Below are 18,147 nucleotides of genomic sequence, written 5' to 3' on the forward strand. Positions count from 1 at the left end.
GGAAATTTATACATTGTATATGTTAATTTCCCAATATGCACAACCTATACGCACTAATTGTTGGCATCAACAACTATCACCCCGATCTGAATATTCCACCGTTAAGTGGCTGCATCAATGATGCTCTCGACTTTCGTTCCTATCTGGAAAAGATCTTTCCGGAAGAGCGACGCAATATTGTACAATTACTTGGTAAAGAAGCCACCAGAAAAGGAGTTATTGAGACATTTAAAACACACCTGATAGATAATAAGGCGATTCAGAAAGGAGATATAGTCCTTTTCTATTTTAGTGGCCATGGTTCCTTTATGAATACTGCCCCGGAATTTTACCAGTTCGATGCTACCGGAAAAGATGAAACTCTGGTACTTTACGATAGCAGGCTTCCGGGCAACTACGACCTGGCCGATAAGGAAATAGCATTGTTGCTGAATAAGATTCCAAAAGAAACTGATATAGTTGTTATTGTTGATGCTTGCCACTCTGGCTCCATAACAAGGGCATTGGCAGATTCCTATTCTCTGGGAAGAGCAAAATTTGCCTCTTCTCAAAGAACCGCCAGACCACTCAATAAATATCTCTCCCTGGACGATGAGCTTAATTATGAGAAAATGGCGGAAAAGGGAAAACTAAATATCCCGGAAACCCGACATCTGGTCATGAGTGCTTGCAGTAGAGATGAGGTGGCATATGAAAGAGGAGATAAGCCCACAGCCATGTTTACAGATGCGCTCCTGGGTTGTTTGAACGAAGAAGGCGAATTGCCACCTGCTTATTCGCAGGTATTTGAGCACGTATATGCTTTATTACGAAGAAGAGCCCAGCGACAAACTCCCCAACTCAAAGTTTATAACGGCTTTAACCCTGATGCCAGGTTCCTGGGCGAATTACTGCCCGGAAAACAACCATTTTACAAAGTGGTGTATGAGCGGGATCGTGGCATGTGGACAATCAACTGTGGTGCAATTAACGGACTAAGGAATGATACGGCAAGTATGAAAAGTACTGCTGTAAAGATTTATTTCCCAGAAGGAGATACATTAGTTGTACCCCTTGTGGCAGTTGGACTGAATAAAAGTGAATTGCCGGATTTAAAGCTAAAAGACAAGAATAAGCTATATGCTGCCAGTATAGAGTTACCACCGATTATAAGCATTCAGGTAGAAGGTAGTGAAGAAAATATTGCCGAATGGACTACCCTGGTGAGCTCTAAACCCGGCAATAGGATATTTTTCTTTTCTCCGGAGAATAAAGACGGAGCAGACTACACGCTAAGCTTTCATGAAGAAGGATATATAGTGCTTTTAAATGAGCAAAATGACATTGTACATGGGGTAGAAACAATTACTCCTGCTACAATGGAGTATATGTTTAGCTCCTGCAAACAGGTTTGTGACTGGCACCAATTCCAGACAATTGAAAATCATGCAATGACAAATGATGATTTTCAAAAGACCTTCAAAACCAATTTCGAGATTGAGGTATTGACTGACCCTAACTCAGATACCTGGCAATCGATCGTTGAAGAAACAACCTGCTGTTTGATTCCTGGTAAGGAATATCGCAGAAAAATAAATGTCACAAACAATACGGATAGCACCTGGTATGCCTCGGTTTATTTTCTTTCATCGCGTTATGGGCTATCATTAAGAACCAGTGAAGGAAGTGCTGAATTAATGAAGGGGAAAGTGCTTCCCGGGTTGGATAGAACTGGGAGACTGGGAATTACAAGTGGTGATCATGAAACGCTGAGGTTTAAGTTGCTGATTAGTAAAACCCCATTTCAGGATTATACGATCCCGAAGCTCAATGATCTGGAACCAGAGGTAATAGCTCCTGCCGCTTTGAACCTTGTTGGCAATTTTATGGGCGATTTTCCTGATGACAGTCTGGATCAGGAATGGTATGTTAAAACAATTACAATAAATCTCTTATCTGCAGTAGGAAATGTAGGGCCGCAGGAGTCTTACGAACTGGGTGAACTCTCAATTTCATCACATCCGGAGTTCAGTGCCAGTGTAGGCATTTCCGATATAGATTCAAAGAGAAAAGATATCAACTCGGCCGGGGTATTACGGCAGGTGCTAAAAGCAAAAGGCCTGGAAGTCATCGATGTACGGGGAGAGGTAGACCCGGCAGGGCCACTTTTGGGTATTATCACACTTTCAGGATTGGGAGATACCAAAGCACTGAAGGATGAACCATTGGTTTTAAAACTACGTAATGAGTCTGTCTCAAATAATAAAGGGATGATGGCAGTTACCCTGGTGGATGGTATTATTGTGCCGCTGGCCATCGGGGAGGAGGAGAATGGACATACCAGGTTTGAAATAAATGCATTACCAGATGATCAGACAGCTGAAAAGTCTAAAAACCTGATCCGTGCGGTCTGGTTTTGTTTGGTGAAGGTGGTAACAGGTATCAATTTATCCAGGCTGCGTAATGTGGATTTTATTGATGGAATAATGAAATATAGAGATGGAGAAGCAAAGATTCCTCCAGGTGAAAAAGCATTGGTGGTAATCCATGGTATAATTGGTGATACTAAGGGGCAGGCTGCCTGTATGCAATCACTTATTGAGCGTAAGCAATATGACCTATTACTGGCTTATGACTATGAAAATTTAAATCTGCCAATTGAAAAAATAGCGGAAGATTTCATGAAACAGTTAGGTAAAGCAGGAGCCGGAAAGGAAAACCGAAGAATTGATATAGTAGCGCATAGTATGGGAGGACTCGTAAGTCGTTATATGATTGAATATATTAAGGAAGCCGATGGTTGGGTTACCAAGTTGTATATGTTTGGTACTCCAAATGGCGGCTCTGCTTTTGGAATGATACCGGTATGGCGAAACAGAATGCAAGTGATGCTTACACTTGCTGCAAATGTTAGCAAAATCTGGGCAGCAGGTTTGTCATCTTTGCTTTCCGCAATCAATTACGGATTATCTGCTACCCAGGAATTTACAAATACACTCCAGCAGATGAATGAGGATAGTAAATTTTATAAGGATTTAAATGGAAAGGCTGCAAATTTTAAACTGGCAGACTATCATATAATTGCTGGAAATCAGCACGCCTATGTGCCGGAAGACCAAGCCTGGTATAATAGGCTAATGGAGAATATTGAACTCCAGGTTGGTGAATGGGTATACTGGAAAAAAGATAATGATATTGCTGTAGCTGTAGAAAGTATTGAGAAAGTGCCGGAGGATAGACAATCAACCAGCAAAACAGTAGGTTGCCATCATCTGAATTATTTTGAAGCACCTGCATCTGTGAATTATTTTAAGAGCTTAAAAGATAGTGAAGAGAATGCATAAATTGCCAATGTTAATGTTCGCTTTTACTGATTCACAAGGGGATCTCCGTTTTACCTTAGAAGAATATAAAGGGGTGAATGCGATATTTGAGTCGGCAAAAAACGCAGAAAAAAGATCAGAGCATGGCGCTACGAAAGTTTGGATCAACAACACGCTTAATGAGCTTAAGTATAATCCTCCAAGCATACTCCATTTTAGCGGGCATGCCAGCACGCTCGGCCTTAGCATGCAAAATAATGAAAAGCAAACCGGATTGGATTTAGCCGCAATATTAAAGAATAATAAAATCAGAATACTTTTTCTAAATGGCTGTTGTACCAGCTCTCTGGTTAAGGAGATATTTGCTCATGAAAATGCTGTAGAAGCAATCATTGCTACTCGCGTTCCGGTTCAGGATTTTATAGCTTGTGAACTTTCTCTTTCTTTCTACAATGCTTTCATAACAATGGGGGAAACTCTTCAAGGAGCTTTTAATGAAATGTATAGTTTACATAGCAGATATAGTTTAAAGAAGGAGCTTAAAATATGGAGATTCGATGAAGTAGAGGAAGACCTTTATATCGATTTTGATACTGCTGAAAATTTTTCCTGGGTAATTTTTTCAAAAAATGCGAAAATTCTTAACTGTACTATAGATACACTTTTGGATGATTCAAGTAAGAAAGTAGCAGAAATTGATGAAGAAATTAAAAGGTTGAATGACGTTTTAGCAAAAGAAGAACGGGCACTTAATAGAATAGATAAGAATGATGAACAATTGAAGGAAGATCGTGAGTATTGCGAATACAAAGTTGCTTCTTTGTTAGAAGAAATAAGACTGAAGAAACAAAAGAAAAAGAATCTGCTTGATGATAAATTCAGAATTAGTGAAGATGCAATTGCAAATGAACATTCTGCTGCATTTACCATGGCTGTAGAAAACTTGAATTACAAATCTCAAAGAAAAGGATTAAGAATCAATAAAGCAATTGGTGGAATTGTAATGTCAGGGGATGAAGATAGTATGTTGGAATTATTGTTTCGTCATTTTAAGAGTGAGAACAATATTCGTAAAGAAAATACCGAGGTTTATTTATTTGATGATAAGTCTCCTTTTTTTGGAAGTTTTTGGGCAAGAATAGCAATTGGGGATAAAAGAAATATGCAGGATGTTGACTTTACAGTTAGTGATAAGCAAGAAATAGTATACAATATTATGCGTGAAATATTCTGTGCAGGTGGAGATACTCCACATCAGAATATTTTATTCAAAGTAGTATGCACGCACACAGAACTTACTTTGTTGGAGGCTGCATTAGAAGAAATCTGGAAATTGATTCATGAGTATCTGGTAAAGGAAAATTTATCCGAAAAAATGAAAAGTTGGAAATACAAAATTGTTTTTCTATTGATGGATGAAACAGGGGTGCAGGAACGAAAAACAGCTTTTGATGCTTTGGTGAAAAGGCTGAAGTCGAATTCTTATATGACTCATTTTGAAGTACTAGAGAAAGTAGAGTGCATGGAACAGGAAGTAATTTATAAGTGGCTGGATAATCAACAACAACTTTCAAGAATGGGATTTAGACTAGAACATGCAGAAGAATTATTTATTGAAAGTCAGGGTGCTATCAAAAAATTCCTTTCGATCATAAAACGTAGAGTAAACTTTGAAGTTTCTCTTTTAGACGAATTAAAAATACATTAATTAAATCTATCTAATATGTCTCACCGCTCTTATTTAAGTGAGAAACTTGCAAAAACTGAATCAATTAACCGGAAGGGCTATACAGAGAAACTGTATCCTTATTTTGCTGACGATGAGCTTAAAAAGGCCGTTAATCTGGCGCTGTTCCTTAACAGGCCTCTATTGTTAATGGGGGAACCTGGTTGTGGTAAATCATTACTGGCAAAGGCTATTGCTTATGAATGGTATGAGAAGGAGATGTACGACCGCAATAAGTATTTTGAATGGAACGTAAAATCTACTTCCAAAGCCAGGGAAGGATTATATGATTATGATCATTTACTAAGGTTAAGAGATGCTTATGACAAAAGTTCCCAATTAGAGGATAATAATCGTTATCTGAGATATGGTCCAATGTCAGAAGCCATGGTTAATAGCACTAAAGAAGCCAAGGCCGTTTTACTGATCGATGAAATTGATAAAGCAGACATTGATTTTAGTAATGATTTGCTTTTAGAGCTGGAAAGAAATAGTTTTTATATTCCGGAAACTAATAAAACGGTTACTCACGATCAGGATGCAAAGCCATTCATTATAATCACTAGCAATGGAGAAAAGGATCTCAGTGATGCCTTTTTGCGTCGTTGTGTTTTTCATTATATCGATATTTTTTCTTCCAATAAAATCGATTCAAAGGAGACTCGCGATTGGCTGAAAAATATAGTGAAAGCAAGGTTTTATGATGAACAAGAAGTGAATAGTGAGCTGCTCGACAAGGCAATCAATACTTTTGTGAGCCTGCGAAAAGAAATGAATAGAGAAACCAATACCTTCCGCAAGGTCATCAATACCAGCGAATTTTTGGATTGGTATACTATCCTCAAAGCGTGTCTGGAGCAACAAACATCAAACCAGCTTTTAGATCAGGAATATGATAGAATACATGGATGGTTACAAAAACAGGAAGACGAAAAACCGCATATTGGAGTACCATTCGGAAATGTATTATTTAAAACAACAGCCTCATTGTTCAACTTCAAATCAATCTCATAATAGATGTTTGATGATAATATTATAGAAATCCCATTACAGCAGTCATTTTTTGAATTGATGAAGCTGGAGGCAAATCAATCCCGAAGAGGAATTGACCTGGATTCCTATTTATTACTTATTGATACCTGGAAGAGAGGATATGGTCTTTCAACCAAAGAAGAGTTGATATTTCTCTGTAAAAAAATCTGGCTAAAGCCTTTCCATAAAGGTAATCATAAGATTAATGAAAGAGTATTGGAAGAAATATTGGACCGGAACCTTAGAAACTATATTGTAGCTGAAGTATTGAAACCAGAAATTACCTCCGATATCCAAACCAATAATCCGATTGACGATAGTTTAGATAATACTACACAGAAGGAAGATAATTTAAATGATATTCTTAAGAGTAAATCCAAAGCTGAAGAGAATAAAATACAAAATAAAATAGAAGAACAGCAGCAGGAGGGTGAACTAAGCTTATATATAAGCAGCAAACAAAGTGAAGGAAACAAACAGATAGGAACAAAAAATTTTAACAACCTGTTCTCCGATCGCCAGTATACTCTTAATAACAAATATTTGCCGGTTGGTAGCCGGTTTATCGAACAATCGATCCGTTCTCTGAGATATAAGGTAAAGGGTATTGGCTACCCTGTTATTGATATACCCTCAACGGTAAGGGCTGTTGCTAATAAAGGGTATTTCCGGGATTATAAATATCATGATCAGGGAGGATTTGTAACCCGGTGGACACTCCTGATAGATCATCAGGGATCAATGGTGGCATTTAAGGATCTGATAGATGCTTTTGTGCAATGCGCAACGGCAGGTGGACTAAAAAATGAAGGCGAGGTTCTTTATTTCAGGAATTATCCCGATGATCATTTATTCACCAACCCCGAAAGAACCCGTAGTATTAAATTAAACGCATTAGCTTCCAGAAATCCCGGTAATATCCTTATCATTAGTGATGCCGGCGCTGCGAGAGGATATTATAATGAAGAACGGATTAAAAATGTTAATTGGTTACTCTATCGGTTAAGACGGCATAAAATTGCCTGGTTAAACCCTGTTCCAAAGAAACGTTGGAAAGGAACTTCTGCAGATGAAATAAGCAATCTGGTGAAGATGTTTGAAGTAGGAACTGAAACCAGCGATACTTTAGGCAGTATGGTATCTTTCTATAAAGGGAAATCGTTGTACCAAAAAGAAACTGATGGTTATTGATACAGATAAGATGGAAATAGCCGAAAAGTCGGTTGCGGCATTTGATAAACGTTTCAGGGATTATTATCCCAATGGAGATCATATGCAGCTAATTCAACTTGCCGCATTCCCTGTGGCGGTTACCGTACATCTGTTGTACCAGCTATGGGCTAACTTTAACAGTTTCGAAGAAAATGGAGTTATTTGTAAGATAGATGCAATGGTGGTAAATGACTGCATTCTTAGCAATCTATTCCGGCAAACAAGTGCTGAAGTTTATGAACTCGAAGCTGAAGTAAGACATTTCCTATTATTGAAGCTAAGATTAAAAAGGAGTGCGGATGAAATCAGGGAACTTGCCAATTTCTTATATCAATACTCCCGCCACAATACAATGGGTGCTTCCTGGAACAACTATTATGATGCCCAGCAATGGACAGCTATAATGGAAATAGATAAACAGGTTGCAGCAAATGAAATACTTGAATCACTAGCCCGGGAAGTTCAAAGAAACAATACCAGCCGGGGAATTGGAATTGCTAATCTCATTTCTACCCTTCAGTTAAATGATCGCCATTTCGCCAACCTGGTTGGGCAGGCATTCTATGATAAAACAAATGTGGGCTCTGAAAAGCAATTAGTTGTATCCGACCAGAATGATGGGCAAAGTATACGTATAAGTATAAGTCTACCACCAGTTTTAAGCAATAAACTAAGTAAGGTAGTTTCGATGCCAAAAGAAGTGATAGATGTTGCTGATCGCGCCCCTATAGTTTATGGCATTATAGATCTGAGTACCGATAATAAAAATGAACTTAAAGAAGTTACACAGATCGCTGAAATATTACTTCGAAAAAAAGTAATTGAATCAAAAGAGTATTTGAAAATAATAAATGATCGGAAAAGTAGGATGTTTTTTAGTGTGTTAGCTGATCTCTTTAAGGTTTGTAAAGCTCAGGATAGTATTTTTATTTTTATTGATCCCCGAAATAGTTTGATAAATACTTATTCAGATATATTTCAGGGTATGATTAGTGAGATAGGTGAACGATTACCTAGGATATTATTCATATTGGATGGGATAAGGCCAGATTCTCCCTGGTTAATGATAAATCACCCCCGAGTAAGAATACTCCACGTAAGTTCCAGAATTATTGTAAAGACACTTACAAAGATCCAGGATACTTCGATTACCTGCGCTTTATTTTATAAGTTAGTGCTAAATGAGTTTTTGAAAATCTATAGAAAAACCAATATTGATTTCCCTCAGTTTAATATAATGCATGAAGATTGGGAAAAGCCTTTACTTTTAGATTTTCCCCAACCAGACCTCCAGCCACAAATAATGAGTTATTTGGGGTATAAGCAGGAAGAATTTGAAGATTTTACAACTACCCGTAATCGATATCTTAATGATATAGGAGTAACGAATGCTTCAGATGAAATGTTCTTCTTTCGATCAATTGTGAAATTGAAGGCAAGTAAGTTATTGACAGTTGTTTGGTTGACTAAGAATGGAAGACTTGACCTGGATCTGAGAATAGAGCATTGTTCTAACCATTATTATCAATGGAAAGATTTAATAAATCCTGCTTATAGTAGAGCAACCTGGATTAAACTACTCGGTTCTTTACGCTTCGCCAATACTTTTTTTATAGGGATTACCAGAAGTACAGATTTCGAAGAAACCAGCAGAATCATTAGGTTTTTGAAATCAGTTGCTATAGCTTGGGATGTAAAACTACAGTATTTTTTAATGGATGATTTTGAATCATCACCCATTCCTATACCAGAAAATGATGTAGTATTACCGTGTAAATATTATGGAAATACGCAAGATAAACAGCAAACAAAGTATGCGCTAAAGCAGGAGGTAAAAAAACTTGCAAGGTTTGGAAAAAAATACAATGAAACTGATTGGGAGACAAAAACGAATGTACATGGCTTGTTGCTTGGAATAAACGAATATGCAGACAAATTCGTGAATTTAATTTCACCGGTAAATGATGTAAATAAACTTTATGCCGCTTGTACGGAGTCTGGTTTGCTTAAAAGTACAGCTTGTACTTTATTGGTTAATAATGAGGTGAAAAAACACCTTGTTATGCAGCATTTGACGAGTATTTTGAGTGTGGCCAGGGAAGATGAAATAGTGTTATTTTATTTTAGTGGCTATGGAATAAATATGGCTAATGAGAATAAGATATTATTCTACGACTATACGTTAATGAGCAAGGGTGACGAGTCTGATGCCTGCCTTACAGCTGAAGAATTCCGATCCTGTATTACTGCTGCAAAATATAATCCATATATCATATTAATACTGGAAACTCCCAGTGGGAGTCGGGAATGGATTGATGAGAATAATCCGAAGCACTTTGCACTCATGGCTACACAGCTGGAAGAGTTGTGTTATGAAACGGTGCACTCTCAAGGAACTATAACGGATATAGTTTCATCGCTTATTCGTGAAAATGCGAAGATCAGCTATAAACAGTTGCTTCGGAAAGTGATAGAGGCACATATAATGGGGGAAAAGCATTATTGGCAAACACCAATGTTTGTTGTGCATAAAGACAATTGGAACACCTTATTTCTAACAGCAGGAGAAAATTCAACTAGTGAGATTAATTCTGATCTTATAAACCTGAATAAAACTGTATCCAAGGAAAATTTATATGCCCGTTTATATTTTAATCAGGAATTTAAATATGAGAGGTTTGGACTATTAAAAGCAGGACTGGAAAATAAAAATATCAATCTTTCTGTTCGAAAATATATCGATGAAACTGTTAACGTAAATCAATTCAGACGGCCGTTGCCAGATATTGTTTTCTTACAACTCGACGGCCAGATATTACCATATTCAGAACCTTTCAAAGAGATTCATAAACATCTTGTTGTGGCTTTTGCTTTGGATATTCCTATTTTTTGTTTATCTACCAATGCTTATCAATTCCAGTCACTCAAATTCAATATTCCGTGGCCGGTCACAATTTATTCGTATGAAAATGAGGTAGATATAAATGCCGTCATTGACAATGTTTATGAGAAAACCAAACATCTTATTCATCAATCCACGCAGGATTTAACTGAAACATCAAGTGCTGCGTTAGTTTTGGGGATAGATTATAAATATGAAACCTATGCCTCCAGAAATGCCGAGCGCTTCAGAGATTGGCTTGTAAGTCCTGGTGGTGGGAGGCTAGATAAGAAGAATGTAAAGCTGTTAACCTCAGGAACAGAACAATGGGATATGATATCACTCCCAGTTTTAGATCATGTAATTAATGGAGTGAATATTGAAGATGATTCCACAGCTAAAGAAATTCTTTATATATACATTTGTGGTGAAACTACTTCAGAGCAGTTAAACAGATATGGAATTTATATTCCCAACAGGGAAGAGAAGAATTTCTTTTTCGATTTCCGATACATTTTTACCAACTTAGTATCTAAGAATGCATACAAAAAGATAATAATGTTTCTTGATCTGGAAGTTGGTGACATTGGAACCCCTGTATTACCCCAATTTAATGGGCATTCCTTCTCCGGAAATACGATCTTTTCCTCTGCTATATACTTCCAAAAAACTTATCATAGAAGAAATGAAAGAACCTTATTTATAGATAGTTTATTGGCTGGTTTAGAAGGTGAAGCAATTAATGATGCCGGATACCTTACTACTGATAGTCTGAATAATTACCTTAATTCCAGGATAAGTACTGATGTTGTTCAACAATCTTTGCAGTTTAATGCCAATGGAAATATTGAAATTCTATCAGCTGAATTATTAAAGCAAGATATTTATTGCCAATTCGCAGACGAATATATTGGACAGCAATTAGTGATCAGAAAAGGAGATGAAATTGTAGAACAAATACAGATAAAGAGAAAGCTGGAACCTTCTATTCTTCCAACCGGATTATACTCATTCTCTGTAGGTAATGTTCTAACAAAAAGTGTTGAAATTCCAATTAATTATGATCCGGTAAGAGTTAATCTGCATTGGGTTTTCAAAAAGAAATGGGTACTGGTTGTAGGAAATAGAACAGAAGATATTTCACCGGAATTAAAGTATGTGAGTAATGCTATTGGAGCCCAATTGGCTAAAGAAGGATACGGCCTGGTTACAGGCGATTGGCCTGGAATTGTGAATGAAGTATTTAAGGCCTATTCGGCATTTATAGATGAGGAAAGACTGGAAAATAAAGGTTATATAAATTGGGTTCGATTAAGTAATTCAAATACAATTGGATATACTTACAGACAACAGGAAATGTTCAGTACAGATTGGTTTAAGAAGGCAGTAAATTCTGCGGGTGCAGTAATTTTAATTGAAGGGCTAACAGGTACTGAAACCGCTTTTAAATTAGCTCAGGAGGCAGATATTCCAGTAATCCCTATCCCTACAACCGGAGGTTTCGCAGGAAAAGCGTACGAAATAATGTCGGACAATAGAACCTTACCTATGTTCATGGGTGAATTATTCAGGCAAATAACGTCGCCTCAGGAAGCTACAGATATTGCCAGGGTTGTAATAAAAATACTGGAAAGCCTTGATGACAAAAAGTAACTATTACTTCTGATAGGCAAAAAAAATTTCAAAAGATATTAAACCTACGCTATAATAATCAATCAAACTATTACAACAGCAGTTGATTAGAATAATATAGTACAGAATAGAGGTTCAACGGCCAAGAATATAACAATGGTAAGGCTATATATGGTCTGAAACCGGAAGGTATCAAGACATGCATTCATTGAACTTAAAGCCCCAAAGAAAGGATGTCTCAAATCTGAGACATCCTTTAATTATTTTATTCAGTTTTGATACTTTTTACTGGATTGGCAATTGACGCTTTAATCGACTGATAACTAATCGTTAGTATAGTAATGCCAGTGGCTGCAACCCCTGCAAAGAGAAATACTGCCGGGCCAATGTTTACTCTGTACTGATACTGTTGCAACCAATGGTGCATCATCCACCAGGCAAATGGGAAGGAGATCAGCATCGCAATTCCAACCAGTTTCAGAAAATCAAAAGATAGCAATCTCGCTATATTAATAGTAGAGGCTCCAAGCACTTTTCGAATCCCTATTTCTTTTGTTCGGCGTTCTGCTGTGTAAGCAGAAAGTCCGAATAATCCCAGGCAACTAATAATTATGGCAATGGAGGCAAAAATCCTGGAAAGCTTTTGCATCAACATTTCATTCTGGAACATATCATCGAACTGCTGATCGGTAAATTCGTAGGAGAACGGATAAGCCGGGTTATATTTCCTCATAATAGCTCCAATTTTCTCTAACGCCTGTTCTGGAGCTACCTTTGAATTCATTCGCGCATAAATAGTATTTGTACCTGAAGGAATGCCCAGGAACATGACAGGGTCTGGCTTCCCAAACATATCGCCATACACATAATCCTTAACCAGACCTACTATATGAAATGTAATCTTTTGATTCCCGGCTGGCATATATAATGATTTGCCAACCGGACTTCCTGGTCCGATTAGTTTGGCCATTGCTTCATTTACCATCACATTGGTACTATCGTCTGCATCCCTGGTAAAATCCTTACCTTCTAATAGGGTCATTCCTGTAGTGGTCAGGAATCCAGGGCCAATAAACCGCATGGAGGTAATGGTCTTAAGATTGGCAGGTTTACCTTCCCATTCTACTTCATCTGTACTGTTTCCATCGTAAAGGGGATTATGATCTGCTAAAGCAGCCTTATCTATTACGCCAGTATTATAAAGATCCTCTCTTACTGCCGGGAAATTTTTTACTACATCATTGGTAATATCGATAGACAGTAAATGATCTACCTTAAATCCCAGATCACGGGATTTGACATGCTGAATTTGCTGGTAGATAATTAAGGTGGCAATTATTAGAGTAATAGAAATACTGAATTGGGAAATAACCAGGCCACGACGTACAAAAGTGGCTCCCCCCGATTTAATCCTCAAACCTTTAAGGATGATCACCGGATTAAAATTGCTGAGATAGAGCGCCGGATAGCTGCCTGCTATAATACCGCAGAAGAGGGTAAGACTAACCAGGGCAATCAGGTGGCTGGGTTCCAGCAGGTTTAGGGTAAGCGTTTTGCCTACTACTGCATTAAATGCCGGTAATACTGAGGCCAATATTATAATGGCAAGCACAGTAGAAAGAAATGCCTGCAAGACCGATTCTCCAATAAACTGTTTGATCAGCGTATTCTTTCCTGCTCCCAAAGCCTTTCTAACCCCAATTTCTTTAGCTCTTTGTTCACTGTTGGCAGTAGCAAGATTCATAAAGTTGATGCAGGCAATTAAAAGGATTACTCCTGCAATAATGATAAACAGGCGAATGTAAACAATTCGGCCGCCCGACTGCATCCCATCTTTAAAGGAATTGCGTAAACGCCAATCCTTCATATTAAGGATCACAACAGAGTTACCCGGAGTTGCCGGCTGGGCTTTTACAATTTTATCCAGTTTGGTTTTAATCTGCCCGAGATCGGCACCTGGAATGGTCTGAATATAGGTTTCCAGGGAGAAATTATCCCACTTTAAAAGCCTGTCATTGCCTTCATAAGCTAATGACAATGGAGCCAACCAACCAAACCGGACTGATGAGTTATCAGGAATATCTTTCACTAACCCTGTAATAGTATATACCGTTCTGTTATCTACCATGATGGTTTTTCCAACAACATCATTAGGTGTCTTAAAGAATTTTTCAGCTGTCCTTTGGGTAATTACAAGGGAATGCGGATTGCTAAATGCTGTGGTAGGAGAGCCCTCCAGGAAATGGCATTCAAACATTCTGAAAAAAGAGGTATCTACATATCTTCCTCCACTATATACCGGATTATTCTGGTAGTTAAACAGGCTGGTGCTGAGTCCTTCCGTACTGCGGCAAAAGCTGGTTACACCCGGTACTTCAGCCATGGCGGTAGGACCTAATGGGCCTGGAGTGGAGGTATAAGTACGGATTTGATTATTTAACGACCAATTGAACTTAATTAAATGTGTATTATCTTTCTCCTTAAAGTAGTTGTTATAACTCATCTCACTTTCTACCCATAGGAGAATCAGGCTGGTACAAACAATACCGATACTCAATCCGAAAATATTCAGAAAGCTATAAGTTTTGTTCTTCTTTAGATTCCGCAGCGCTGTTTTCAGATAATTCGTAATCATAAATTGGTAAACTTTGTCTACCTGGCTCCAAGACGGTGCCATCTTACGAAAGTATTGAAAATAGGCCATTTGGCCGCAAAAGGAGGTAGGAAATTTGTCCAGTTTCGATACAGCTACGTCCGAAAGTGAACATGACTACTTACGATACTCAGATTTTCTTATTTCATAAACGAAATTAAGTCGGGATGGTTCTCCATAATAAGCAACTGTTTCTTCTCCAACTTTTACCGCCCCTATTCGTGTTATCGCAATTTGGGAACGAAGATTGGATGCACCAATATGAAATAAAACATGGCTAACATATTGGAAAATATAATCCAGCATTAATCTTTTAACAGATGGATTAATGCCGGAGCCCCAATACCTGGTTGCATAAAATGTATAGCCGATCATGATACTATCATGATTTTCATCATAATCATAATATCTGGTACTACCTGCAATTTCACCAGTCGATTTATCTATGATTTTAAAAGCACCTCCACTTTTTAAGGCGCCTTCAAAAAATGATTGAAATACGGTTTTCTGCCAGCGATCCTTATTGGGATGTTGTTCCCATATTTTTTTATCTGAAGCTACTGCATATAATGCTTCAAAATCATCTTCCTGGAGTGGTACCAACTTCACTTTTTCATTTTCAAGTATTGGCTGTATAGAAAATTGCATGGTTCTCGTTTTTGCAAAAGTAACTAGTATTCCATAATCTGCCTGAGATGATGTTCCATATGTGAAACATAATCCTGAATAATATATGCAAGTGTAAATGGAATACCTTCTCCACCTATCCCTTCCCTTGAAAGTGCCGTTACCGGAATCTGTTGTATTATACCTTTCAGAAAAGTATTATAATGTAACCATGCATTAACCAAAACTTCAGCATCCTGTAGCTGATGATTGCTCAATTTGTTCCAATCGTTTTGCTGATAACGGATGGTAGGAGTTTCCTCAAATTGAATCCTTACAAATCGTTGATGATTATTGGCGGCACTGTCGATCAGGTGGCCAAGTATTTCTTTTTTGCTCCATTTACTGGGTTGAGGTTTTAACTCCCAGGCTGTAGGTTCAATGGCAGCAAATTTTGATGGGATATTTTTTAAGAGCCAGTCCAGGCGCTCGATAGAGGGTTGTATAGAATTTTCCATTTGGGTATTAATTTACCCGCAATCTAGTATAATTAGTTTTTACTTTGATATTAGATTGATAGATGGTGGTTTGATGAGACTAAAATAAATCCTCATCAAACCACCATCATCAACCTAAAATTTATAATTATAACCTATCCTCACTACCTGTGTTTCATAAAAGTCCTTACTTGTATATGAGAAACCCTGCCCACGAATTTCCTTTTTAATTACCATAGTATTTAATAGATCTGTTGCATTCAGGAATACTTCTCCTTTGCCTTTTTGAATCACTTTTTTTGTACCCAGGTCTATTGAAAATCGAGATCCTATTTTTCCCTGAGGAATAATATCTGGTGCCAGGTAAATCGCGGTTATCTGAGCTTCTATGTTTTGAGGCAGGCGAATCTGTGTATTTAGTTTGATGTTACCCGAAATTATAGATTCCTTAGCGGCACTGTAGGTATTAGGTTTAGGATATTTATTTTCTACTGTAAATGCATCAATCATATTCCTGTATCCATTCATATTTAGATTAACAGTAACAGTTTTAGAGGCTTTTTGTGAGAAAACGGCTTCCAGGCCACTATTACTGCTTCGGCCGGCATTTTGGAATATTGCATAAATCAAATTACTCTCGGGAATAATACTTGAAATTCTGGTGATGGTGCCATTTGCAAATTTATAATAGGCAGCGCCATAAAAACTTCCATTCTGCCAGCTTGTTTTATATCCCAATTCAATGCTATTGGTAAATTGAGGCCTTAACTCAGGATTACCCACTTTAATGATTTCGGCATCATCATATTTAGGGAATATACGAATGTCAACCTCATTTGGCCTGTCTACTCTCCGGGTATAGAAAGCAGAGATTTTGTTTCTGTCGTTAAATTTATAGGCAAGTCTGATGTTGGGGAAGGGCTGCATATAGTTGTAACCAGAACTTTTATAGGTATTATGCTCCGGATTCACGATATATTCAATATTTACATATTCTACACGCATCCCAATTTCGGCTTCATACTTATTATTCTCAAAAATGTAATTACCATAAATAGCAGGAATTGTTTCCTTGTAGGTAGCCCATCCACCTGCGGTAGTATCCAGGGGAGAATGAATGCCTGGAATGAAAAGCATATCGGTAGGAATATTGCGATATCTGAATTTCAGGCCTGTTTCAATCCTTCCGTATTTTAAGGGTCTTATATAATCTATGTTCAGATCGGCAACATGCTCGTCTGATAAGAGTTTGAAAGCATCTTTACCTGTATAGGCAGGCATTATATTATCGAAGAAATACTTTTCATCTTCCCGGTGGAAGGTGTAATTGAAGCCTGCATTAAACAAATGCCCTGGCTCTTTAAATTTATGTTGCCAGGTTGCAATACCCATGACCGTAGTTTTAAGCTCATCTTCCAGGAATTGCCATAACCTTCTTCTTTCTGTTAGGTTGGCATTGAAAAACGGCTGATCTCCTCTGTCTATGATCTTTTCTGTACCAAATAACCCGGAAAACTGAAATGTATTGCTTTCGTTCATTTGCCAGTCAATCCCCGCCTTGGAGTTAAAGAAATTGGTATTTCTATTCCGTTTGGTTTGTTGTTGCACTACTTCACCATCTTCGTAAGTGCGGGTTACGAATTCATTTTTGTTAAGGGTTTGGGTATATAAATTATCGAGCTGAAGGAAAGTATTGATCTTTTCTTTACGGTAGTTTAAAGAAAGGGATGGATTGATTTTGGGTGTCAGATGATATTGAGGTCTGATGCCTGGTAAATTGGCCTGTCGCTCCCATAGAGAGCCTAGTCCGGTGGCCAATCCCACTTTCCCGTTAAACCCTTCCTCCTTATTCTTTTTCATGATTATATTAATAATACCTGCATTTCCGTTGGCATCGTATTTTGAAGAAGGATTATTGATAATTTCAATTCTCTCTATTGCGGAGGAAGGGATATTATCAAGTGCTGTCTGGCTTCCAAATCCGGTTAATGCCGTTTGTTTTCCATCTATAAGCACCACTACCTTGTCATTTCCCCGTAACTGCACTTTCCCATCCTGTACAGTAACCCCCGGAAGATTTTGCATAGCCTGTAATATTGAACCACCAGCCTGACTAATATTATTGGCTACTGAATAAACTTTCTTATCCATGCGGCTATCAACGTTTTCAGGTTTTCCGGCAACTATATTTACTTCACGGAGCATTTTAACGTTGGGTTGTATTTCAATATTATCCATCTCAATAAATTCCGACAAACTGCCAACAAATATGGGTTGAATTTTATTGAGATAACCTGTATATGTAACGGTAAGCAGATAGTTATCGGGCTTTATGGATGGGAGTGAGAACCTGCCATTTTCATTTGTCACAGAGCCAGTAATGAAGGAGCTGTCTTTGGCCAACTTAAGCACTACATTCACATAAGGCATTGGTTTTTTATTATCGGCGTCTTTAACTACCCCGGATACAGTTACAGATTTAATCTGGGCATTCAGGCCCAGGGAGATGATCAGCAGAGTAAGTAATGAAATGTATTTTTTTCCTGGCATTTTTGTCGGTTATTTATACAAAAATGCTACTCAATTTAGAAGATATTCTGAATGCG

Annotated in this window: 9 protein-coding genes; 5 read left to right on the forward strand and 4 right to left on the reverse strand. The window is 37.8% G+C overall.

From position 1 onward, the window contains the following. Positions 1-35 precede the first annotated feature (35 nt). From DVR12_RS03805 to DVR12_RS03825, 5 genes are read left to right on the forward strand one after another with little or no spacing between them, the layout of a single operon-like run. The gene (locus DVR12_RS03805) at positions 36-3,323 is read left to right on the forward strand and encodes a caspase family protein (protein ID WP_116974115.1); all 3,288 of its coding nucleotides are present in this window, start codon (positions 36-38) and stop codon (positions 3,321-3,323) included. 13 nt (positions 3,324-3,336) lie between these two features. Further along, on the forward strand, positions 3,337-5,010 hold the full coding sequence (locus tag DVR12_RS03810; RefSeq protein WP_147323403.1) for a hypothetical protein: 1,674 nt from the start codon (positions 3,337-3,339) through the stop codon (positions 5,008-5,010). Between the two features lie 15 nt (positions 5,011-5,025). Next, complete coding sequence (locus tag DVR12_RS03815) at positions 5,026-6,042, forward strand: AAA family ATPase (RefSeq protein ID WP_116974117.1); 1,017 nt, start codon at positions 5,026-5,028, stop codon at positions 6,040-6,042. Positions 6,043-6,045: 3 nt separating this feature from the next. After that, complete coding sequence (locus tag DVR12_RS03820; RefSeq protein WP_116974118.1) at positions 6,046-7,251, forward strand: hypothetical protein; 1,206 nt, start codon at positions 6,046-6,048, stop codon at positions 7,249-7,251. Further along, on the forward strand, positions 7,241-11,806 hold the full coding sequence (locus DVR12_RS03825; RefSeq protein WP_116974119.1) for a caspase family protein: 4,566 nt from the start codon (positions 7,241-7,243) through the stop codon (positions 11,804-11,806). Before DVR12_RS03820 ends, DVR12_RS03825 begins: the two co-directional genes overlap by 11 nt. A gap of 244 nt (positions 11,807-12,050) precedes the next feature. Here the strand turns inward: DVR12_RS03825 and DVR12_RS03830 are convergent, their stop codons facing one another. From DVR12_RS03830 to DVR12_RS03845, 4 genes are all read right to left on the reverse strand, one after another. Next, positions 12,051-14,462, reverse strand: coding sequence for an ABC transporter permease (locus tag DVR12_RS03830; RefSeq protein WP_233522121.1), 2,412 nt, complete (start codon positions 14,460-14,462; stop codon positions 12,051-12,053). 93 nt (positions 14,463-14,555) lie between these two features. Further along, on the reverse strand, positions 14,556-15,086 hold the full coding sequence (locus DVR12_RS03835; protein WP_116974120.1) for a GNAT family N-acetyltransferase: 531 nt from the start codon (positions 15,084-15,086) through the stop codon (positions 14,556-14,558). Positions 15,087-15,109: 23 nt separating this feature from the next. Next, on the reverse strand, positions 15,110-15,562 hold the full coding sequence (locus DVR12_RS03840) for a DinB family protein (RefSeq protein WP_116974121.1): 453 nt from the start codon (positions 15,560-15,562) through the stop codon (positions 15,110-15,112). A gap of 114 nt (positions 15,563-15,676) precedes the next feature. Next, positions 15,677-18,091: an outer membrane beta-barrel family protein gene (locus tag DVR12_RS03845; protein WP_116974122.1), complete on the reverse strand. Its 2,415-nt coding sequence runs from the start codon at positions 18,089-18,091 to the stop codon at positions 15,677-15,679. Positions 18,092-18,147: the final 56 nt, after the last annotated feature.

The organism is Chitinophaga silvatica (genome assembly GCF_003419895.1).
In the GTDB taxonomy this organism is placed as follows: domain Bacteria; phylum Bacteroidota; class Bacteroidia; order Chitinophagales; family Chitinophagaceae; genus Chitinophaga; species Chitinophaga silvatica.